The organism is Parabacteroides sp. KHUB-03 (assembly GCF_056640975.1).
The window spans coordinates 2,335,166-2,358,527 of the sequence record NZ_CM153257.1 but is presented as its reverse complement, the minus strand read 5'-3'; the positions used below and the strand labels follow the sequence as shown (position 1 = coordinate 2,358,527).

17 protein-coding genes, 2 tRNA genes and 1 pseudogene are annotated in these 23,362 nt (G+C 40.5%); 9 read left to right on the top strand and 11 right to left on the bottom strand.

From position 1 onward, the window contains the following. Positions 1-78 precede the first annotated feature (78 nt). Both ACYIB7_RS10075 and ACYIB7_RS10070 read left to right on the top strand, forming a co-directional pair. The gene (locus tag ACYIB7_RS10075) at positions 79-1,320 is read left to right on the top strand and encodes an exonuclease SbcCD subunit D (protein WP_480336947.1); all 1,242 of its coding nucleotides are present in this window, start codon (positions 79-81) and stop codon (positions 1,318-1,320) included. Next, positions 1,317-4,298 (top strand): SbcC/MukB-like Walker B domain-containing protein, encoded by a 2,982-nt coding sequence (locus ACYIB7_RS10070; protein WP_480336945.1) that lies wholly within the window; start codon positions 1,317-1,319, stop codon positions 4,296-4,298. The genes ACYIB7_RS10075 and ACYIB7_RS10070 overlap by 4 nt, the downstream gene beginning before the upstream one ends. A gap of 12 nt (positions 4,299-4,310) precedes the next feature. Here the strand turns inward: ACYIB7_RS10070 and ACYIB7_RS10065 are convergent, their stop codons facing one another. After that, entirely contained in the window at positions 4,311-6,599 is a 2,289-nt protein-coding gene (locus ACYIB7_RS10065) for a cation:proton antiporter (RefSeq protein WP_103982218.1), read from the bottom strand. 100 nt (positions 6,600-6,699) lie between these two features. On the opposite strand from ACYIB7_RS10065, the gene ACYIB7_RS10060 reads away from it, so the two are divergent. Next, positions 6,700-8,760 carry an alpha amylase C-terminal domain-containing protein gene (locus ACYIB7_RS10060; RefSeq protein ID WP_103982217.1) on the top strand — a complete coding sequence of 687 codons (2,061 nt, stop codon included), beginning with the start codon at positions 6,700-6,702 and terminating at the stop codon, positions 8,758-8,760. Between the two features lie 13 nt (positions 8,761-8,773). After that, positions 8,774-9,748, top strand: a complete 975-nt coding sequence (locus ACYIB7_RS10055; RefSeq protein ID WP_103982216.1) for a type I phosphomannose isomerase catalytic subunit — start codon at positions 8,774-8,776, stop codon at positions 9,746-9,748. A 63-nt stretch (positions 9,749-9,811) separates the two neighbouring features. Here the strand turns inward: ACYIB7_RS10055 and ACYIB7_RS10050 are convergent, their stop codons facing one another. The 9 genes from ACYIB7_RS10050 to ACYIB7_RS10010 all read right to left on the bottom strand — a co-directional run bounded on the left by ACYIB7_RS10050 (position 9,812) and on the right by ACYIB7_RS10010 (position 15,794). Further along, complete coding sequence (locus ACYIB7_RS10050; protein ID WP_103982215.1) at positions 9,812-10,747, bottom strand: ketopantoate reductase family protein; 936 nt, start codon at positions 10,745-10,747, stop codon at positions 9,812-9,814. A 50-nt stretch (positions 10,748-10,797) separates the two neighbouring features. Next, complete coding sequence (locus tag ACYIB7_RS10045) at positions 10,798-11,658, bottom strand: pyridoxamine kinase (RefSeq protein ID WP_103982214.1); 861 nt, start codon at positions 11,656-11,658, stop codon at positions 10,798-10,800. 112 nt (positions 11,659-11,770) lie between these two features. Then, positions 11,771-12,013, bottom strand: coding sequence for a T9SS type A sorting domain-containing protein (locus ACYIB7_RS10040; protein ID WP_103982213.1), 243 nt, complete (start codon positions 12,011-12,013; stop codon positions 11,771-11,773). A 92-nt stretch (positions 12,014-12,105) separates the two neighbouring features. Next, a complete protein-coding gene (locus tag ACYIB7_RS10035; protein WP_099465090.1) occupies positions 12,106-12,615 on the bottom strand; it encodes an RNA polymerase sigma factor in 510 nt (169 codons plus the stop codon). A gap of 343 nt (positions 12,616-12,958) precedes the next feature. Beyond that, positions 12,959-13,031 (bottom strand) — tRNA-Lys (locus tag ACYIB7_RS10030). A gap of 30 nt (positions 13,032-13,061) precedes the next feature. Further along, a tRNA-Lys gene (locus ACYIB7_RS10025) sits at positions 13,062-13,134 on the bottom strand. Positions 13,135-13,226: 92 nt separating this feature from the next. Further along, positions 13,227-14,030, bottom strand: coding sequence for an MBL fold metallo-hydrolase (locus tag ACYIB7_RS10020; protein ID WP_099465091.1), 804 nt, complete (start codon positions 14,028-14,030; stop codon positions 13,227-13,229). Between the two features lie 58 nt (positions 14,031-14,088). After that, positions 14,089-15,159 (bottom strand): asparaginase, encoded by a 1,071-nt coding sequence (locus ACYIB7_RS10015; RefSeq protein WP_103982212.1) that lies wholly within the window; start codon positions 15,157-15,159, stop codon positions 14,089-14,091. 23 nt (positions 15,160-15,182) lie between these two features. After that, a complete protein-coding gene (locus tag ACYIB7_RS10010; RefSeq protein ID WP_103982211.1) occupies positions 15,183-15,794 on the bottom strand; it encodes a trimeric intracellular cation channel family protein in 612 nt (203 codons plus the stop codon). 154 nt (positions 15,795-15,948) lie between these two features. Between ACYIB7_RS10010 and ACYIB7_RS10005 the strand changes: the two genes are divergently transcribed. Then, positions 15,949-17,424, top strand: coding sequence for a DUF3943 domain-containing protein (locus tag ACYIB7_RS10005; protein ID WP_103982210.1), 1,476 nt, complete (start codon positions 15,949-15,951; stop codon positions 17,422-17,424). A gap of 80 nt (positions 17,425-17,504) precedes the next feature. On the opposite strand, the gene ACYIB7_RS10000 is transcribed toward ACYIB7_RS10005, so the two are convergent. Further along, positions 17,505-19,142: an ABC-F family ATP-binding cassette domain-containing protein gene (locus ACYIB7_RS10000; protein WP_099465095.1), complete on the bottom strand. Its 1,638-nt coding sequence runs from the start codon at positions 19,140-19,142 to the stop codon at positions 17,505-17,507. A 477-nt stretch (positions 19,143-19,619) separates the two neighbouring features. Here ACYIB7_RS10000 and ACYIB7_RS09995 point away from each other — a divergent pair. The 4 genes and pseudogenes from ACYIB7_RS09995 to ACYIB7_RS09980 all read left to right on the top strand — a co-directional run. Next, positions 19,620-19,682, top strand: a pseudogene (locus tag ACYIB7_RS09995) (hypothetical protein); the annotation flags it as partial. 168 nt (positions 19,683-19,850) lie between these two features. Then, complete coding sequence (locus tag ACYIB7_RS09990) at positions 19,851-21,125, top strand: replication-associated recombination protein A (RefSeq protein ID WP_103982209.1); 1,275 nt, start codon at positions 19,851-19,853, stop codon at positions 21,123-21,125. Positions 21,126-21,356: 231 nt separating this feature from the next. Then, positions 21,357-22,424, top strand: a complete 1,068-nt coding sequence (gene serC, locus ACYIB7_RS09985) for a 3-phosphoserine/phosphohydroxythreonine transaminase (RefSeq protein ID WP_480336942.1) — start codon at positions 21,357-21,359, stop codon at positions 22,422-22,424. Positions 22,425-22,426: 2 nt separating this feature from the next. Further along, complete coding sequence (locus tag ACYIB7_RS09980; RefSeq protein ID WP_103982208.1) at positions 22,427-23,347, top strand: NAD(P)-dependent oxidoreductase; 921 nt, start codon at positions 22,427-22,429, stop codon at positions 23,345-23,347. Positions 23,348-23,362 lie beyond the last annotated feature (15 nt).

Below are 23,362 nucleotides of genomic sequence, written 5' to 3'. Positions count from 1 at the left end.
AGTTTTCTGGATAATTGCCGATTTGTCATTAACTTTGTAAACTCAGAAAAGATTTTATACTGTAAAAACGGACAGGATATGGCATTGAAGTTGATACATACGGCCGACTGGCATTTAGGACAAACCTTCTTTGGTTATGATCGTGATAATGAACATGATGCTTTTCTTTCATGGCTCGTTGATACATTAGATGATCAGCAAACGGATGTTCTTCTGATTTCGGGAGATGTATTTGATGTTGCTAATCCTTCGGCAATGGCACAACGCCGTTTTTTCCGTTTTTTGAAAGAGGCAAATCATCGTAATCCGGAATTACAAATTGTTATTACTGCCGGAAATCATGATTCGGCAGCTCGTCTTGAAGCTCCGGTTCCTTTATTGGAAGAATTAAGGACTACTGTTATTGGAATTATTAAGCGGAAAGAAGATGGTGAAATTGACTTAGATTCATTGATTATACCATTATACAACCGGAAAGGAGAACGGCAAGCATTGTGCCTGGCTGTACCATTTCTCAGACAAGGCGATTATCCTTCGTCAGAAGAAGGACAAGATAATTATGTGGCCGGAATAGACAGGATGTATAACCGGCTTTATTTGTATGCGGAGTCTATACGGCTTCCGGGGGAAGCAATTATTGCTATGGGACATTTGCATGCAACCGGAGCCGAGTTGTCGGATGATGACAGAAGTGAACGTATTATTATGGGAGGGTTGGAATCTGTTTCGGTCAATACTTTTAATACAGGTTTAGCTTATACGGCTTTAGGACATATTCATAAAGCCCAAAAAATAGGTGGTCGCGATTCTGTACGTTATGCGGGAAGTCCGTTGCCTATGTCGTTTTCGGAAACGAACTATCGGCATCAGGTCGTTTCCGTTACTATTGAACGTGGAAAAACTCTGTTTATAGAACCTTTGGCTGTGCCTGTAGTGACCGAGTTGTTAAGAATACCGCCTTCTGCTGCTTCTCCCGATGTTGTGTTAGCGATGTTAACAGAATTGCCCGATGCGGAGAATAAGGACAATAATACAAATCCTTTTCTGGAAGTACGTGTTTTGCTTACTGAACCGGATCCGGGTTTTCGTCATCGGGTAGAAGAGGTGCTTGAAGGAAAAGCGGTTCGTTTAACCTCTATCGTTCCTTCTTATCCGGAAAGTGAAGGCGAAGACGATTTCCGTGCTCTTTCTTATAATGATTTGCAGAAAATTGATCCGACGGATATGTTGAAACATGCTTTTACTGCTAAGTATGGCGGCGACTTACCTGAAGATATGGAACAATTATTTAAGGAGGTAATGCGGGAGGTTGCTTTATGAAGATATTAGCGATACGCGGGCGTAATCTGGCTTCGCTTGAGGGTGAGTTTTCTATAGATTTTACGGTGGAACCTTTACTGTCAGCCGGTATATTTGCTATCTCCGGTCCGACTGGAGCAGGTAAATCTACATTGTTGGATGCTATGTGCCTGGCTCTTTTCTCCCGTACTCCCCGTACGGATCAGGCAAAAGAAAATAATGTGAGATTGAGAGATGTAAATGAAGATGTTCTGCCTCAGGGAGATCCTCGTTTTATACTACGGAGAGGAACAGCCTTTGGGTATGCGGAAGTAGATTTTGTTGCATTGAACGGCTTTCGCTATCGTGCACGCTGGTCGGTTGCCCGTGCCCGTGATAAAGAGAGCGGACGTTTACAAAATCCCAAAACGACACTTTTTAATCTGGATAAAGAGACGGAAGAACAAGGAACCCGTTCAGATCTTCAAATACGAATTGTCGAACTGATAGGTCTGACATTTGAGCAGTTTACCCGTTCCGTTTTATTGGCGCAGAATGATTTTTCCACATTTTTAAAAGCGGAACAGGGAGAAAAAGCTTCATTACTGGAAAAATTGACAGGTACAGAGCAATTTTCTGCTATTTCACGTTTGATTTTTACGAAGAATGCGGAAGCCAGGGAAACTTATGAAAAAATATGGGTTCAGATGCAAAGTGTAGAAATGCTGGCAGAGGAAGAGGTACAGGCTTTTGAAAAGCGTCTTTCTGAAGTTGAACCTTTGCTATTGCGCCTTGAAAGCGCTAAGGTGGAACGGCAACACTTACAAGATGCAGTAAAGTCGGCCGAACAGCAGATTGCAGGGAAACAGATACAGCAAAAAGATATTTCTGATAAATTGACTCGATCGATTGAACTATTGGAAAAATCCCGTAAAGACTATGAAATAGCCTTGGAAAAACAACAAAAAGCAGAGTTTCTTTATAAAAGTCTTCAACCGGAGTTGCAGCAGGCCCGTAAATTAGATGTACAGATAGAAACTGTTTTGCGTTCTTTTTCAGAAGCGGAGCAACGTTTGAAAGAAGCAGCCCAAAGTAAAAAAGAAGCGGAAAATAAACTTTTTGATTTGCAAAAGAAAGAGAGACAAGGACAAGAAGAAATAGAAAAACTGAAAGCTTGGCGGGAGAAATATAAGGGAAAAGCCGGAATTGCCGAACAGCTTCCCGCTTTACTTTTGCATTTGGATGCAGCTTTTAGTGCTCGTCAGTCTTTCGAGAAATCAGCGCAATCTATTTTAGTCTTTAAACAACAGATAGACCGGCTGGATATAGAATTAACAACATTGAATGTTTCTATAGGACAACATCGCTCGGATTTGCTGAAAGTGGAAACTGAATTGAATCAGATTGATATTTTACTGAAACAAATAGATACGACAAGCCTTGATAAATCAATAGATGAAGCTCGTTCCGAACGTGAACGTTTATTGGTAGAACAGGCTCAGTTTGTTACTACCGGTGATATTAAAGCATTACGGGATAAACTTTCTGATGGAACTCCGTGTCCGGTTTGTGGAAGCAAGGAGCATCCTTATGCATCCCACGAGACTGGAGAAAAATTACTGGCTTTAGCCAAGGGAATTTCGGATATTACAATACAAATTCAGCAGCTGGTTAAGCAATTGGAAACTTATACTGCCAACCAGAAGCGGCAAGCTTTATTACAACAGCGCCAACTTCAGTTACATAAACAGATAACGGAGAGCGAAAATGTACGAATTGGCATACTGAATCAGCAGAAATTAGTTAATACTCAAATATCTCATGAGGAAGCTCTATCCGTTGAACATCAGGAGGTGCAGAGTCGTTCATTACTTGCTGCTAATCAGGTTTTTGGTAGTGATTCATGGCAGCATGCCTGGCAACAGAATCCGGAAGCATTCCGTAAAACATTGACAGATTTTTCCCGTCAGTGGCGTAATAATGAAGAATGTTTGCAGCAGTTGGAACGGCAACAAGGAATATTAAAGGCCGAATGTGAGTCGCATAGCACTTTTCTACCCAAGCAAATAGCACAGTGGAAAGAGTTCGGGATGATTTTTCAAAAACATCGGGATGATTTAAAAAATCATCGGGATGATCGTAACCGTTTATTATCGGGACGATCTGCTGATGAAGTGGAGCAAGAATATGTGCGCAACATGGAGGAATTGAAAGAGAATTTGAAAAAACTACAATCTATGCAGGTTGAACAGTCAGGGATTGTTGAACAATATAAAGGTGTCACGGAACAGATTACAAAAGATTTAGCAGATACTTCTGTTATGCTATCGGAGAAAAAAGCGGCATTGGAGGTTTGGATTAATCAATATAATGAATTATCCGGAGGTATTTCTTTAGAGGATGCTTTGACTCAGGCATCAAAAGAAAAAGCAGAATGTTCATTCCGTTTACGTACACATGCTGAGAATTTACAGAAAGTAGCAGGTCTGAAAGATGAACTGGATAAGCGCTCTGTTATTAGTGAGCGCTGGGCTAAATTAAATGATCTGGCCGGTTCTTCGGATGGTGCTAAATTTCGCCGGATAGCTCAGGGCTATACTTTGGATGTTTTACTGAATTATGCAAATGTTCAATTAAGAGGGCTTACCAAACGCTACCGTTTAGAGAGGGTGCCTGGCACGTTGGCTTTGCAGGTGATAGATCAGGATATGTGCGATGAGGTTAGATCTGTCCATAGTTTGTCTGGTGGCGAGTCATTTTTAGTCTCCTTGGCTTTAGCTCTTGGTTTATCTTCTCTTTCTTCAAATAGAATGAATGTTGAAAGTTTGTTTATTGATGAAGGTTTTGGTTCTCTGGACTCCGAAACTTTGCGCGTTGCCATGGATGCCTTGGAGAGTCTTCATACGCAAGGCCGGAAGATTGGGGTTATTTCTCATGTGCAGGAAATGACGGAACGTATTCCTACCCAGATTCGGGTACAACGGAGTGGAAACGGACGAAGCTCTTTGAAAATAATGTAGTTCTATGGCGGATTATTTACTTAAAATTAATGTTGAAGGCATTTTTTGAAGCGCTTTTTTACGATGTTCGGATATATCATTCCATGTGGCATAGCTTACCAGCATGAAATTGTGCCCATTGAAAATCTCAGGGGTTAAATCTTTATTGGGTAATAATGTAGCCTGTTTAATAGTTTCTGTAAATTCATTAAGCTTCTGGTTGATAGTTTCTATACCTGGAGTTGTACTGCTTGCCTGGTTAACGATATTAACCGAACCATGAGTTGTTTTTAGTAATGTCCGGGCATAGTCAAGCAAGAACAGATCATCAGCCGAATTAATGATAATAATTATGTTTGTTGCTTTTACAAAGCCTCTGTTAATGAATACTCCTACAGGACAATCGCTTTGTTCGATAAACATTTTAGTTTTATCTTTTAATAAAGCTCCGGGATAAAACCATGATTCAGGCGCTTTGAATCGTTTGAAGAAACGATTGTAGAAAGAGGTACGATAACGATTGGCATCAATATCCGTGGGTAAATCACTCATTGAGATACCGGCACCTACCAATAAGAAATCGTAGCCTTCATTATTCACAATGTCGCAAATATCCTGGCTGGCGTTTGTAGATACTTCATACCGGGTCTGGATAGGAATACCCAATTTTTGTGCTCCGTATAGGATTGGCCCAAAACTAACTTCTTCGAAATTATCGGTATGTAAGGGGTTTATATCAGAACCAACAGTTAAATGAAGTGCTGTAATTTCTAATTTGTTTTTTCCGTGAGAAAACATTTGGTGGGCAACATCCAGCATAATCTGGCCATTGCTTGCACGCCCGAACGAAAGTAATACTTTAAAAATTCCTGCTACAGCTTCAACATGTTTATGTTCGATAATCTTGTCTCGCGTTTTATAGCAGAATTTGATAAATGAAATTAACGGAGTCGTCATGAACGTGGTCACCAGAGTCATGAGTACCAACATTACGAAAATAGGAGGCGGAAGTATCTTCATTTCATAACCGATCGTAAGTACTACCAGTTCCATTAACCCGCGGGTATTCATTAAAGCTCCTATATAAAGACTATCTTTCGTGCTTTCGCCTACGAAACGGGCTGAGAAGAAAGCGCCTCCGAATTTGCCGGCAATTGCTACTAATATAAATATACCGCACATGCGCCATAGGTCCGGGCTGTTTAATAAACCTATTTCCGTACGTAGCCCTGTTGAAACAAAAAATAACGGAAGGAATAAAGCAAGGGAAACATCTTCTACTTTCTCCGTCATAATTTTGCGGAATTTTATATTGCTTGGCATTACTACCCCTGCAATGAATGCGCCGAATAATGCATGCAACCCTAGTATTTCTGTCAGATAAGATGATATAATGAGCAATAAGAACATGAAGGCTACCAACCCCTTGTCTATGACTTCTTTATTATGATATATATGTCCTACCATACGTAAGAAGGGGCGTACGGCGAAAAACATGAATGCGATATAAATAATAGAAAAACCAATGTTGTAAATGGCACTTAACATTGTTCCTGCCTGGGCAATAGCTACAACAACCGCCAGAAGACACCAGGCTGTGATATCTCCGTTGGCAGCACTAGCCAGTGAAATGGTTCCCAAATGTGTTTTTGTAAGACCTTTTTCCTGGATAATACGGGCCAGTACAGGGAATGCTGTGATACTCATTGCAATTCCTATGAATAAAGCAAAGGACAGGAATGGGGTGTCTTTGTTTGCATAGGAGCCATATACATAATATGCAGTAAGCATTCCAAAGAAAAAAGGTGTTATTGTGCTTGTATGGCTGATAAGAATTGTTTCTTTCAGTTTTTTTCTTACTTCGGTTATATCCAATTCCATACCGATAGCAAACATAAATAGTATTAATCCGAATTGGCTTAATATGTTGATATTGGCAAGGGAATCCAGGGGGAACAGGAAATTGGAAACATCTGGCAATAAATGTCCTAATATAGACGGGCCAAGAACGATACCTGCAACAATCTCGCCGATAACCGTAGGTTGGCCTAATTTCAAAAATAGCCAACCGAATAGCCGGCATGTAAGCAAAATCGTGATAATTTGAAGAAGTAAGATTCCAATAGGAGTTTCTATATGATGAACTAATAATGTGGAAAATAGAGAAAAGCCTTCTTGTAGGTTTCTGGGGGCATCGTATGCTGAAGTGATTGCACTTTCCAGTTGCTGGCTTTCTCCTTCCTTTGCAACTAAGTACATTAACGAACCGAAAATAAGAATCATCAGTAAGTAGAATGCTATGCTCTTCGTCCCTTTACTCATCAGCCATACGGTTTGCTGCAAATATAAGAAATATCCTTATATTATCTCAAATAGTATGTTTTTTTCTTTTATCTTTGTCCAATAACCAATCAATTAAATCATGGAGTCACTAAATCTGATAAAAAATGATCCATGGCTGGCACCTTACAAGGCAGCCATAGAAGGACGATATCAATATGTTGTTGATAAAGAGAAGAGTCTAACAAATAACGGTAGACAAACTTTGTCCGAACTTGCTTCCGGTTACCTTTATTTTGGATTACATAAAGTTTCCAAAGGATGGATATTTCGTGAATGGGCTCCTAACGCAAAGGCTATTTATCTGATTGGAACTTTTAACGGATGGCAGAAAGATGACAGGTATAAAATGAACCGTCAGGATAATGGTGTTTGGGAAATTGTTTTGGAGGAAGGTTTGCTTCACCACGAAGATCTTTTCAAATTATTGGTAGAGTGGGATGGCGGCAGTGGAGAACGTATTCCTGCCTGGATTCGCCGGGTTGTACAAGATGAACAAACAAAGATTTTTAGTGCACAAGTATGGGCTCCTGAGAATCCGTATAATTTTAAGATTAAAAAATTTAAACCAAACACTGCTCCATTGCTGATTTATGAGTGCCATATAGGTATGGGGTCAAGTGAAGAAAAAGTTGGTACATATAGTGAATTTCGTAAAAATGTATTGCCCCGTGTACTGAAAGACGGATATAATGCTATCCAGATAATGGCTATTCAGGAACATCCGTATTATGGTTCGTTTGGCTATCATGTAAGTAGTTTCTTCGCTGCATCTTCTCGCTTTGGAACTCCGGAAGAACTTAAAGAATTGATTGACGAAGCCCATAGTATGGGAATTGCTGTTATTATGGATATTGTTCACAGTCATGCTGTAAAGAATGAAATAGAAGGATTGGGGCGTTTTGACGGCTCTTATAATCAATATTTTTTGAGTGGCGAGCGTCGTGAACACCCGGCTTGGGATTCTCTTTGCTTTGACTATGGTAAAAATGAAGTCCTTCATTTTTTATTATCAAACTGTAAATTCTGGTTGGAAGAATATAAATTTGATGGATTCCGTTTTGATGGTGTAACTTCAATGTTGTACTACAGTCATGGGTTAGGAGAGGCATTTTGCAATTATGGAGATTATTTTAACGGTCATCAGGATGGAGACGCTATTGCTTATCTTACGTTGGCAAATAAGTTGATTCATGAAGTAAATAAAAATGCTATTACCATAGCAGAAGAAGTAAGTGGCATGCCGGGGCTGGCCGTTAAATACGAAGATGGTGGCTATGGTTTCGATTATCGTATGGCAATGAATATTCCGGATTACTGGATCAAGACTATTAAAGAGAAGAAAGACGAAGATTGGCATCCGTCTTCAATCTGGTGGGAGACGACAAATCGTCGTGCGGATGAAAAGACAATTAGTTATGCCGAAAGCCATGATCAGGCCCTTGTAGGGGATAAGACTATTATTTTCCGTTTGATTGATGCCGAAATGTATTGGCACATGCAGAAAGACGACCATAACTTTATAGTAGAAAGAGGAATTGCTCTTCATAAAATGATTCGTTTATCTACAGCCTCAACTATTAATGGTGGCTATCTTAATTTTATGGGGAATGAATTTGGCCATCCGGAATGGATTGACTTTCCTCGTGAGGGAAACGGGTGGTCATATAAGTACGCTCGCCGTCAATGGGGTTTAGTTGATAATCCGGATTTAAAATATCATTTTTTGGGTAACTTCGATGAGGAGATGCTGGCTTTGATCAGTAGTGTGAAGAATTTTCAGGATACTCCGATACAAAAAGTTTGGGATAATGATGGCGATCAGATTTTAGCTTATATGCGTAAAGATCTTGTCTTTGTCTTTAACTATAACCCTACAAAATCATTTACAGATTACGGCTTTTTAGTTCCGAAAGGAGAATATGAGGTTGTATTGAATACTGATGCTACACGTTTTGGAGGTTTTGGTTTATCAGATGATAGCATACGCCATTTTACACAGTTTGATCCTTTGTATAAAGGAGAGAAAAAAGAGTGGCTTAAAATATATATTCCCGCTCGCTCGGCAGTGGTTTTAAGGAAAGTGAAGGCGAAGGCTACGACAGCTAAAGCTAAAACAATAAATAGTAAAACTAAAAAATAAAAACACGTATTTTATGTTGTATCCGCTTACGTTCGAACCAATCCTTAAAAAGATTATTTGGGGTGGTTCTGATATCTGCCCGTTTAAGGGTATTACACCGATACAGGATGGTATCGGGGAAAGTTGGGAACTTTCTCATGTTGAAGGTAATTATTCTATTGTTGCCAATGGTAAATTAAAAGGTTTTTCGCTGGACGAATTGATCCGTAGATATGGCAAACAATTGTTGGGAGAAAAAGTTCTGGAACGATTTGGTACTACTTTCCCTTTGTTGATTAAGTTTATAGATGCCCGCGATAACTTATCCATACAAGTTCATCCGGATGATGAGTTGGCCAAAAAACGTCATAACTCTTTCGGAAAAACAGAAATGTGGTATGTTATTAATGCGGCTAAAGATGCTGCTTTATATTCAGGTTTTTCTAAGCAAATAGATGCAGAGGAATATGTGAAACGGGTTGAAAATAACACTATAATGGATGTGTTACAGCGTTATGAGGTAAGCCCGGGTGATGTGTTTTTCTTGCCGGCGGGACGTGTCCATGCTATCGGAGCCGGTTGCTTTATTGCAGAGATACAACAGACCAGTAACATAACTTATCGTATATATGATTATAATCGTAAGGATGCAAATGGCAACGGTCGTGAGTTGCATACGGAATTAGCGAAGGATGCTATCGATTATACATTATCCCCTGATTATCGTACGCATTACAAAGCGCATACAAATGCAACGGTAGAGTTGGCAACTTGCAAATATTTTACAACAAATTTACTTGATTTGGATACGATCATGGTTCGTGACTTTTCCGAACTTGATTCTTTTGTTGTTTATATTTGTATGGGAGGTAAGGCCTCAATTAGAGATGGTAAAGGCAATGAAATTTATGTTCATCAGGGACAAACCGTATTGATCCCTGCTGATACGGAAGTTGTTACAATATCTCCGGCGCCGGGTGCTAAGTTAATGGAAACTTATATAGAGTAATATCATAGTAAAGAAAAGGGGAGTTGATATTAAATCAGCTCCCCTTTTTGACTTGTATTTTGCTTAAACCCATGGATATGGCATTTTTATAATTCCGTTATACATAAAGCGATAGGTTGGGACATCAATACCCAATTTATCTGCAGTATGGACTACATAACCTGTTAACGTTTCCAGTTCTGTAGGTTTACCGGCCAAAAAATCTGCATGCATGGATGTTGTAGCACCGGCGGGCATCATTTTTTGTGCTTCGATAGAAGCATATACGATATCGGCAGGTAAGTGAATGCCTTTTGCTTCCGCTACACTTTTCAATTCATTACCTAATGCGATGAACATATCATAATGTTGTTCGATAACATCTCTTATATTCTGGTTGAAAAAGGTTGTAATAGTTGCAGCAGTAGAAATCATCAGAAACTTTTTCCATAACCTTAAATCTATATCGTCGGGGTTGTAAGCATTAATCCGTGAGTAAGTTAAAAGTTGGAGCAATGCTTCTTGTTTTGCTTTGTCTCCGTCTTTTGATCCGAAGAAAATTTTTTCTTTACCACTGAATTTATCTATATATCCCGGTTTTATTAATCGTGCTCCTATATAGGTACAACCTTTCCATACGGATTGCCCCGGTAATAGTTCCTGTATCTGTTCTGTTATATTAACGCCGTTAAGTAATGGAATAATGACGGTTTCAGGCCCTAATAAAGGCTTTAGTTGCTCGATGTTTTCTTTCAGGTCATAACTTTTTGTGCAGCAGAATATGTAATCTACCGGTCCTATTTCAGCCGGATTATCGGTTGCAAGAGTAGGAACCGCTACAAGAGTGCGTATGCCGGTTTTTATATGTAGTCCGTGTTCTTTAATAGCACGCAAGTTTTCACCCCGGGATATAAAGAAAAAATCTGCAATTTCTTTGTCTTTATACCGGGTGGCCAGCATACCTCCGTAGTAACCGCCTACGGCTCCGATTCCGGAAAATGCAATTCTTAATTTACTCATAATTATCTAACTTGTATTATGCAAAGATGGAAAATAAAATTGGAACTATCTTATACTAGTTTTAGTTCTTTTAAAAATTCGGGAATGCTTTGTTCGAAATTGACCCCGAACCGGTAATCTGTTTTTGCCTTGTATGTTTTTAATATGCTACTTGCTGTAAAACGTACTGCGATGGCTGCAGATTCTACTAAACTAAAATTATTAAGTAAGGCAGATAGTAAAGCACTGGCAAAAACATCTCCGGTGCCATGATAGTAACCCGGTATTCTTTTTATGAAGAAGTATCCTGTTGTGTTGGAAACTTTTTCATAAGTAGCCGCTCCTAATTCGTCTTCTTTGAAATATACGCCGGTCAATACAACTTTTTGAGGGCCTAATTTGCTTAACTTCCTTAATATACTTTCAATATAGGCTTGCGAATAAGGTCCTGCTTTGTAAGGTTCATCCAGAAGCAACGCTGCTTCGGTAAGGTTTGGTACGATAATATCAGCTTTTTCACACAGAGATCTCATACCTTTGGCAAAATCAGGAGTGAATATTTTATATAATTCTCCATTGTCCGCCATTACCGGGTCAATAAGAACCAGGTTGTTGTTTGTCTTGAATTCCCGAATGAATTCTTTTACAATATCCAGTTGTTCGAACGAGCCTAGAAAGCCTGTGTATATAGCATCAAATTGAATATCTAATGACTTCCAATGTTTAATGATAGGGCGCATGTCATCAGTAAGATCTCTGTAAGTATATCCGTCAAAACCTCCTGTATGGGTAGATAAAACGGCTGTTGGCAGGACACTGGCCTCTATGCCTGCTGCGGATAGGATGGGAAGCGCTACTGTTAACGAACATTTGCCAAAACCTGATAAATCGTGGATAGCAGCTACTCGTTTTAAAGTAATTCTATTTTTCATCTTTCATTTGTTGTTTTATTATAAACAATGTATCAAGAAAAAAAGTTGGTAGAACCCGCTTATAAACAAGCCAAGAGGCCTAAGTAATTTTCTACTTAGGCCTTTGTTTTGTTTATCGGTTCTTTATAAACTTATGACTACTTTTACCTTTGGATGTGTATATATGAATAATGTAAATACCAGCAGGGTATTCTTTATACGAAATGGAAACAGTTTGATTGCTTCCTGTAAGTTGTTTATTTAATAAGTGGCCGTTTATATCATATAAAATTACTTCTTGGATATGATTAGGTGAACTTATGAATATATTGCCGTCCGCATCAGAGATGATGGATATGTTAAGGTCATTTCCCATTCCTTTTGATTACGCAAAAGTAGATGGTTTTATTATTCAAAAGCCGTCTTGCTGCAGTCAGTAAGGCGGCTTAAATTATGTTGTGTAATTATTTAACCATGCCTGAAATCTTTTAGAATTTTCTGCAGTTCCTGACGGGCAAAGAAAATACGGCTCTTCACTGTTCCCAGAGGTACATTCAGTTTATCTGCGATCTCATTATATTTATAACCACTCAGAAACATAGAAAATGGTATCTTCAATTCATTATTCAAACTATTAATAGCTTTCGTAATTTCCTGAATCTGGTAAGCGCCGTCCGGCGTATCGAATCCCGAATCATTCACAACATCCAAATTGTACAGATCCACTCCTTGGTCTACAACCGTTTGTGTTCTTACAATTTTATGATAATTGTTTATGAAAATATTACGCATAACGGTCAAAACCCAACCCTTGAAATTGATATTATCAACGAATTTTTCCTGATTATCCAATACCTTCAGCGTTGTGTCTTGCATCAAATCCTGAGCATCGTCTCTGTTTGCTGTGAGCATTAATGCAAAATTCATCATATTTTCTTGCATGCTCAATAATTTTTTCTGAAATAGTAAGGCGTTCATATGATATTATTTTTTAATTAATTATTTATTACCCTATCACTATTGATTGATGTTTCAAAAATATAAATAATAAACAGAAATAAACACATCTTTAATGATTGTTAGTATTAAAAATGCCACCTTAATAATTCAGCTATAAAACAGGCTGAAAATGAGCGAAAAATACAACTTATTGGAGATATGGGATTCAATATTTACAAGTCGTCAAATAGAAAATATAACTTAAAATAAAAAAGGGGATACATATATCAAGGATATCTCCCGATTTATGAATCGGACAGAAGTGTTTAAAAACAAAAACAGCACTTTACAATTGATCCTGTAAAAATGCTGTTTGTTGATGTGACCTGGGAGAGGCTCGAACTCTCGACCCAATGATTAAGAGTCATTTGCTCTACCAACTGAGCTACCAAGTCAGAATGTTGTTGTTGGCTTGTTTTATTGAGTGACCTGGGAGGGGCTCGAACCCTCGACCCAATGATTAAGAGTCATTTGCTCTACCAACTGAGCTACCAAGTCATTCTTGCTATCGTTTGTTTCTCGATTGCGGGTGCAAAGATATTGTTTTAATTTTTCCCTGCAAACTTTTCATTGTCTTTTTTAATGTATATCTATTCAAATTCGAATATATCAGAAGGAGTGGTGCGCTTTAAAGCAACAAGGGCGACATCTTTCCCAACCCGTATACCTTCTTCAAAAAGGCGTATGTCGATTGTTTTGTAAGCCAGCTCCGGATGGTTATTATCACGGCTGAGGTGGCATAACCAGATGTTTTTCAGTTTCGGATCATAGTGTGTCGCAATAAATTCGGCAGCTTCCCTGTTGCTCAGATGGCCGGTCGGACTTGCAACGCGTTCTTTTAGGAATGCCGGGTAAGTACCGAATTTCAACATTTCTTCGTCATAATTGGCCTCTATGATCAGATCTGTAGCCAGACACATATATTTGCTTACGGTATCGGTGATATGTCCGACATCGGTAGCAAAAGTGAATTTATGGTTTTCATATTCGATATGATAACCGACATTGTCTGTGCTGTCATGGGGAACCTCAAAAGCGGTAATCTTGAAATCCCGTATCATAAAAGGAACTTCTTTTTCTATAATCTTGCGTGAACCAATTAATGTTTCTTCAACGTAGCGGCTTTTCTCGATGCCTTCGTGTACCCCTTCCGTACTGTAAACGGGAATACAAAGCTTTTCGCCTAAATAGCCAACCGTTTTTATATGATCTGCATGGTCGTGGGTAATTAAGACCGCTACGATTTTTGAGAAGTTAATCGCTTTGTCTTTCAACACTTTTTTTATAGTGCGGATACCGATACCTGCATCAATCAGTACCCCGAATTCAGGGGTTCCCAGATAATAACAGTTTCCACTGCTTCCGCTTGCTAAACTAAGAAATGATAGTTTCATGATCTTTTATTCCGCATCACTGCTTTTGTGTTCTACATAGTGTTTTCCGTCCATTTGTTCAGGGACGGAATGATTCGGGGATTGTTACTTCCCCGATGAGTGAGCAATTCATGTGATCCTTTACTTCCTCGGGGCTTAACCCGTGGCCGAAAAGGAACATAAGTTTTGTTACTGCACTTTCTGTTGTACTGTCAAAGCCGCTTATTACACCGGCTTCCAATAATTTGTGCCCTGTTTCATAGCGGTGCATTTCAACGCTTCCCCCGCTACATTGAGTAACATTTACAATTACAATGCCACGGTCTACCGCCTCTTTCAACATCTTCAGGAACCATTCCTGCGACGGTGCATTTCCGCTACCGAATGTCTCCATTACTACACCTTTCAGTCCGGGGATATTTAGGATACTTTCTATCACTTGTGGAGAAATACCCGGAAACAGTTTTAATATGGCGATATTCCGGTCCAGCAGATAATGCGGTTTAAGCGGTTTACGCGATACCGGATGATATATTTGTCCGGTATCGTATTTGATATATATACCGGCATGCGCCAATGCCGGGTAGTTATATGAACGGAATGCATTAAAGTTATCTGCATTGATCTTACTTGTCCGGTTTCCGCGCAGCAAATCATTTTCAAAGAAAACACATACCTCTGGGACGATAGGCATTCCGTTTTCTTTTGCAGCAGCTATTTCGATGGCTGTGATCAGGTTTTCCTTTCCATCTGTCCTTAACATTCCGATAGGTAGTTGCGAACCTGTCAGGATAACCGGTTTACTAAGATTTTCGAGCATGAAGCTCAGGGCTGAGGCCGTAAAAGACATTGTGTCCGTACCGTGCAATACGACAAATCCGTCATATTGCTGGTAATTGTCGGCAATGATTTTTACAATCTTCATCCAGGATTCCGGCCCCATCTCCGAAGAATCCATAGGAGGATCGAATTGTATGGTAGAAACGGAATAACCGAGTTTTTTCAGTTCAGGCATATTGTCTTTAAGATGCTGGAAGTTGAAAGATTCCAGTACACCCGTTTCCGAGTTTTCCATCATTCCGATAGTTCCGCCTGTATATATCAGCAGGATAGAGGCTTTTCCCTGTTCGTTATTCATATTAGCTGTCATTGGGACACAAAGGTAATAAATTATTATTCTTCTCCTCTTAATACAGGTACACTTATATGATACTTTACAGCCAATATACGGGAGATAAATATACTGGCAGCTGCAATAAGCTGAGTGAGAGGGGGACTAAACGACAACAGCATACATATATAATATACAACTCCTCCCAGCACGCAGGCCAATGCATAAATATCTTTACGGAATATCAAAGGCACCTCGTTTATCAGTATGTCGCGTATCATACCTCCGAATGCCCCTGTTATTGTCCCCATTACGATAGCTACCCACATCGGGAAACCGAATGACAGAGCTTTTTCTATACCTACGACGCCGAATAATCCCAACCCGATAGCATCGAATATAAAGAACGTATTGTTCAGGCTGATTACATATTTCCTGAATATGATTACAAATAACAGCGCCACAGCCGATATTGTAAGATAGGAGGCCTGCTCCATCCAGAAAGGGGTTGCATTTAGTAATATATCGCGTATTGTTCCACCTCCTACGGCTGTTACTACCCCGATAACGTATGCACCGAACCAATCAAATTGCTTGGCAGAGGCTAACCTTATGCCGCTTATTGCGAATGCAAACGTGCCCGTATAGTCGCAGAATGTGATAAAATCTATCATTATGTTTTTTCTGCAAAAATATGGAATAGTTTGGAATATCGCTCTTTATATTAAGAATACCTAACAATAATTTAAACCAAACGAATATAGTACTGTTTATAATACATAAGTTTGCGGGTAAAATGATAGTAGTGAAGGTGTAAAGAGTATACGAATGAAAAGATATTTGTTATCAGGGTTATTATTTTTTATTTCGGTTCAGTGGTTATGGGGACAACATTTTCCCAGAATGAAAAGTCGTAATTATGTCAGTGATTCAGCCCTTTTTGTTCCCCGTCATCCTTGGAGGGCAGCCGGAGAAGTCTTCGGACTTAATATGGCTGTATGGGCTTTCGACCGCTATGCAATGAATGAAGATTTTGCCCATATAAACTGGAATACGATCAAAAGTAATTTTAGAAAAGGTCCGGTATGGGATACAGACAAGTTTTCAACTAATCTTTTCTCTCATCCGTATCACGGTTCCCTGTATTTTAATGCTGCACGTAGCAATGGGCTGAACTTTTGGCAATCAATTCCTTTTTCAGCGGGAGGCAGTTTGATGTGGGAGTTTTTTATGGAAAATGAGCCTCCCTCTATTAACGACATGTTGGCTACCACCTTCGGTGGGGTAGAGTTGGGTGAAATCACTTATCGTTTATCGGATTTGTTTATCGATAACCGTACTTCGGGTATGGAGCGTGTCGGGCGCGAAGTATTGACAGGTGTGTTATCCCCCGTCCGTGCACTTAACCGTATTATAACGGGAGAGGCTTGGCGCCGTAGCCCTTCTAAAGGGCGTACCTATTCTTCCGTACCGATAAATTTTATCGTGAGTATGGGACCCCGCTTCCTGGCAGAGCAAGAGAATTCAAAGAATGGTACTACGAGTCTGAATATAAATTTCCGTTTGGATTATGGCGATCCTTTTTATGACGAATTTTATTCTCCATACGAATGGTTCCAGTTTCGTTTCGGAATGGATCTGTTTTCCGCCCAACCAGTCATCAGCCAGGTAAATGCTGTAGGAGCTTTATGGGGGAAAAGAGTATGGAATAAAGGACCTCGTGCATTGACGGTTGGTGTTTTCCAGCATTTTGACTACTACGATTCCGAACTCCGTTCGAATAGTGATAAAGAAGTGGCACCTTATCGTATATCGGAAGCTGCGGCAATAGGGGGAGGTCTTATCTATTATAAAGAATCTACTCCGGATGACAAGGTGGATGTATTTACCGAATTTTATGCTACCGGGGTTGCTCTTGGCGCCAGTGTATCCGATTACCTGAAATTGGCTGAACGCGATTACAATCTGGGTAGCGGTTATAGTGTGAAGGCTTATACGGGTCTGAGTTACAATAAAAGATGGGGGCTTCTGCTGGATATTGAAAACTATCATCTTTTTACCTGGAAAGGATATGACCCGGATATAAATTGGAATGAGATCGATCCTACAACGCTGAATGTGCAAGGCGATACCGGTCATGCGCGTTTAACGGTATTTTCTGCAAAACTGTTCTATCTGATAAAAAACAGATGGAGTATTATTTTAAGCAACCGCTATTTTTCCCGCCGTACACATTATAAATATTATGATGATATTGAAAGCTCCACTTACGATGTCATGCTGAGTGTGGGCGTCCGGATATAAACATGCTTTGGAAAATCATCCTGATGTTTTTATAAAATGATCGGGATGATTTTCCAAAAACATTGGGATGATTTATATATTTAGCTTTTCCGTTCCAACTCGCGGAGGTTTTCCATTTTCTTACGTTGCATGAATTCGTAAATACCTTCCAGATGTTCGGTCACTTTTTGGTTGCCGAACTCATATACCTTTGTTACAAGGCCATCCAGGAAGTCTCGGTCGTGTGATACAACAATCAATGTCCCGTCAAAATCGAGCAGTGCTTGTTTCAGGATGTCTTTTGTCTTCATGTCCAGGTGGTTGGTCGGCTCATCCAGAATCAGCAGGTTTACAGGTTCCAGTAGCAGCTTTATCATTGCCAGTCGCGTACGTTCTCCTCCTGAAAGCACCTTTACTTTCTTGGCCGAATTTTCACCTCCGAACATGAATGCACCCAGCAAGTCTTTTATCTTGTTGCGGATATCGCCTTGTGCTACGTCGTCGATGGTCTGGAATACCGTCAGGTTTTCATCCAGCATGGATGCCTGGTTCTGTGCAAAATAACCGATCATTACATTATGGCCGATTGTTAGTGTGCCATCGTGCTCTATTTCTTTCATGATGCACTTCACCAATGTAGATTTACCTTCTCCGTTTTTTCCAACGAAAGCAATCTTGTCGCCGCGTTCTATCGTCAGGTTTGCATTACGGAATACGGTATGATCCCCGTAGCTTTTTGTTACACCTTCTATCATCACCGGGTAAGAGCCGGAGCGGGGAGAAGGTGGAAACTTAAGGCGTAAGGCCGAGGTATCTTCTTCGTCTACTTCCAGTATATCCAGTTTTTCAAGCATCTTTACACGGCTTTGTACCTGCAGGGTTTTAGAATAAGTACCTTTGAAGCGTTCGATAAATTCTCTGGTATCGGCAATAAATTTCTGTTGTTCGTCAAAAGCCTTTTGTTGCTGCTCGCGGCGTTCCTTACGCAGTTGAAGATATTGGCTGTAGTTTACTTTATAATCGTAGATGCGTCCCATTGTCACTTCAATAGTGCGTGTGGTGATACGGTCTACAAAAGCGCGGTCGTGGCTGATTACCACAACTGCCTGTCCGTTATCGATCAAAAAATCTTCAAGCCATTGTATAGATTCAATGTCGAGGTGGTTGGTTGGCTCGTCCAACAACAACACATCCGGTTTCTGAAGCAGTAGCTTAGCCAGTTCGATACGCATCCGCCATCCACCACTGAATTCGCTGGTTTGCCGGGTAAAATCTTCGCGCTTGAAACCTAAGCCCAGTAACGTCTTTTCTATGTCGGCATCGTAGTTGATCTCTTCAATCGAATAAAACTTTTCGCTGAGAGCTGACACACGTTCGATCAGTTCCATGTAACTGTCCGACTCATAGTCTGTGCGTGTTTCCAGCTCTTTGTTGATAGCATTAATTTCAGCTTCCATTTCGTGCAAATGGGCAAAAGCCTGGGCTGTTTCTTCAAAAACGGTGCGTCCGTCTTCCGTCATCAGATGCTGAGGGAGATAGGCTATGACTGTATCTTTAGGGGCGGAAACTTTTCCACGGGTTGGCTCGCGTACACCGGCAAGTATCTTCAACAACGTTGATTTACCTGCCCCGTTCTTACCCATCAGGGCAATACGGTCTTTTTCATTTATCACAAAAGATACATCCGAAAATAGGGCGCTTCCGCCAAATTCAACTGTTAGTCCGTCTACTGAAATCATTCTCTATTATATATTAATGTATGCGAATCAGCAGTAGTTATCTCTCGTTTTATTTGTTAGAAGTCAAGTAGTTAAGAATAACAGGCTATTTCTACTTAACTACTTGTCTACTTGACCCCTTGCTTTTTTAACTTCTCTTCTCCTTTAACTCCTGCCGGTTCGCGTAATGTATTAAAGAAGGCGCAAATGTACTAAAAAGCTTCGAGTTTTCAGTCTGTTGTGTTTTCGCAGAAGCAGAATTTGTTTTTATTGTGGCTGAGGCAAATACTACTAATAGGATAGATGGTACAAATAAGATATGGAAGAGCGGAAACTTTGTTTTACCTGTTGCTTCTGAATATCTTGATAGATATTGTGGGCGACGAGGTAAGCAAAGGTGAGAAGGTTTGCTTTCAGGGATTCGGCGCCTTTACCCTTTGAAACTAAACGGAGCGGCCGGGGCGCAATCCACAGACAGGAACTCCGGTAACAGTACGGCCGCGGCGAAGTGTAAAATTTAGGGCGGGGACGGATTTGCTGGAAAAGGTGAATGTAAAATAAATCATAAATAAACAAACATATAGTAAGCATATATCTCTGTATATGGCGTGTTGTTGGGATATATGCTTACTTTTTGATAGTAAATGCTGCTGTTTAACATCTGTTTTGAACTGTAAATTTCTTTCCTTCCCCTTTGATAAATGAATAAAATATGCGACTTTTGCCAACATGATGAATCAACCGTTAGCAGAAAGATTGCGTCCGAAGACACTGGACGATTATATCGGACAGAAACATTTGGTAGGACAAGGGGCTGTGCTCAGAAAGATGATAGATGCAGGGCGCGTACCTTCGTTTATCCTTTGGGGACCTCCGGGTGTGGGAAAGACAACGTTGGCGCAGATTATAGCGAACAAGCTCGAAGCGCCGTTTTATACGCTGAGTGCGATTAGCTCGGGCGTGAAGGATGTACGCGAGGTGATAGACCAGGCTAAGAATAACCGCTTTTTCAATGCCGTATCGCCTATCATGTTTATAGACGAAATACATCGTTTCAGCAAAGCACAACAAGACTCGTTGCTGAATGCGGTTGAAACGGGAGTGGTTACGCTGATTGGCGCTACGACGGAAAACCCTTCGTTTGAGGTGATACGCCCACTGCTTTCGCGCTGTCAGGTGTATGTGCTGAAATCGCTGGATAAAAACGATCTGCTGACCTTGCTTAATAAAGCGGTAACGGAAGACATCGTGCTGAAAGAAAAGAACATTACGCTTACCGGGACGGATGCTATGCTGCGATATTCCGGAGGGGATGCGCGCAAACTGCTAAACATTCTGGAATTGGTGGTTTCGGCCGAGGAAAGCGAAAAGGATATAGAAATAACGGATGCTAAGGTTGTGGAGCGTTTGCAGGAGAATCCGGCGGCGTATGATAAAGGAGGCGAAATGCACTACGATATTATATCGGCCTTTATCAAATCTATCCGCGGGAGTGATCCGGATGGAGCTATCTACTGGCTGGCACGTATGGTGGCAGGAGGGGAAGACCCTGAGTTTATAGCACGCAGGTTGCTTATATCGGCTTCCGAAGATATAGGACTGGCAAATCCCAATGCTTTGTTACTGGCAAATGCCTGCTTTGACGCCTTAAAAAAGATAGGCTGGCCCGAAGGCCGTATTATCCTTGCCGAAACTACGGTTTATCTGGCTTGCAGCCCCAAAAGCAATTCTTCGTATATGGCGATCAATGCTGCTCTTGACCTGGTGGAACGAACCGGAAATTTGCCGGTACCTTTGCATTTAAGGAATGCACCGACTAAACTAATGGCTGAACTTGATTATGGAAAAGAATACAAGTATGCACACGACTATGCCGGCCATTTTGTCAAACAGGAGTATCTGCCGAAGGAAGTCCGGAACGAACGTTTGTGGATAGGGCAGGAGAATCCTGCCGAAAGTAAGTTGGTGGAGCAGATGAAGAGGCTTTGGGGAGATAGGTTTTAATAACCGGAAACGGATAATTGAAAGTTGAAACTAAATAAAAAGATAATGGCTAAATGACGGGAAGAATGTTGAGAATTAGGGAGAAACGTTAGTGTATGGGTGTATATTTGTATCGTTTTGATTATAATTTTCGGATTTTGGTTTTCAATTATCAATTAAATGCGTACATTAGCCGCCTGTTTTGAAAAACACGTTACTAAAATTATTATAACATTCAAAAAAGACATTGGTATGAAGAAGCACAATTTTTCTGCAGGTCCCTCTATCCTGAGTGAATACACAATTAAAAATACCGCTGCTGCGGTTGAGAACTTTGCAGGTACGGGGTTGTCAATTCTTGAAGTTTCCCACAGAGGAAAGGAATTTGTAGCAGTCAATGACGAAGCGCGTGCATTAATTAAAGAATTACTGGATGTTCCTGCCGGTTATGAAGTTGTATTTATGGGTGGCGGAGCAAGCATGCAGTTCTGTATGGTACCATATAATTTGTTGAACAAGAAAGCTTCTTACCTGGATACCGGTACATGGGCTTCCAAGGCCATTAAAGAAGCAAAACTGTTTGGTGAAGTAGATGTAGTAGCTTCTTCAAAGGATGCTAACTATACTTATATTCCTAAAAATTATAAGGTAGCCGAAGATTCCGATTATTTCCACTTTACTTCGAACAACACGATTTACGGAACAGAAATGCGTTACGATCCGGATATGAAGGTTCGTTTGGTTGCAGATATGTCTTCCGATATATTCTCACGTCCGATTGACATATCCAAATATGACGTTATCTATGCCGGCGCACAGAAAAACCTGGCTCCTGCAGGTGTAACGTTGGCTATCGTCCGTGTAGACGCTTTGGAACATGTAGACCGTCTTATCCCTACCATGTTGAAGTATAAGACACACGTTGATAAAGATTCTATGTTTAACACCCCTCCAGTGTTGCCGATTTATTCAGCATTGCAAACATTGAAATGGTATAAGGAGCAGGGCGGTGTGGCTGTTATGGAAAAGAAAGACAAAGAAAATGCAGCTATATTGTATGATGAAATAGACCGTAACAAGTTGTTTAAAGGTACCGTTGCTGTAGAAGACCGTTCTATTATGAATGTTTGTTTCATAATGAACGATGAATACAAAGACTTGGAAGACGAATTCAGCAAGTTTGCTTCTGCTGCCGGTATGGTAGGTATTAAGGGACACCGTTCGGTAGGCGGATTCCGCGCTTCTTTGTATAACGCTATGCCTAAGAGCAGCGTTGAGGCTTTGATTGTTTGCATGAAAGAATTTGAAAGAACACATTGATTATGGCAAAAGTATTAGTGGCAACAGACAAACCTTTCGCAGCGGTAGCTGTGAAAGGTATTCGTGAAGTAGTAGAAGGAGCAGGCGACGAATTAGTCCTGCTGGAAAAGTATACGGAAAAGCAACAGTTATTGGATGCTGTGAAGGATGTGGAGGCTATGATTGTCCGTAGTGATATTATAGATGCCGAAGTGTTTGATGCAGCAAAAAAACTGAAAATAGTAGTCCGTGCAGGTGCTGGTTATGATAATATAGACCTGGCTGCTGCAACAGCCCATAAGGTTTGTGTGATGAATACGCCGGGGCAGAACTCGAATGCTGTAGCTGAACTGGTATTCGGTATGTTGGTATATGCCGTGCGCAATTTCTATAACGGAGCTTCCGGTACGGAGTTGAAAGGGAAGAAGCTGGGTATTTTGGCTTATGGCAATGTGGGACGTAATGTAGGCCGTATAGCTAAAGGCTTCGGTATGGATATTTGTGCATATGATGCCCATTGTCATGCTCAGGTAATAGAGAATGACGGTATAAGGGCTGTTGCATCTACTGCCGATCTTTTCAAGGAATGCCAGATTGTATCATTACATATTCCGGCAACTGCCGAAACAAAGAATTCTATCAACTTTGAATTGATGAACTCGATGCCCAAAGGAGCTATTATTGTAAATACGGCCCGTAAGGAGGTGATAGATGAGGCAGGCTTGGCTAAAATGTTTGAAGAACGTCCTGATTTCAAATATATGACAGATATTAAACCGGCTATCGATGCAGAATTGGCTGCCAAGTATCCCGAACGTTATTTCGGAACTCCCAAAAAGATGGGGGCACAGACTGCCGAGGCAAATATAAATGCCGGTATTGCTGCTGCAAGACAAATAGAAGATTTCCTTTGTACAGGTAATCAGAAATTCAGAGTGAATTAATTCATAATATGAAAA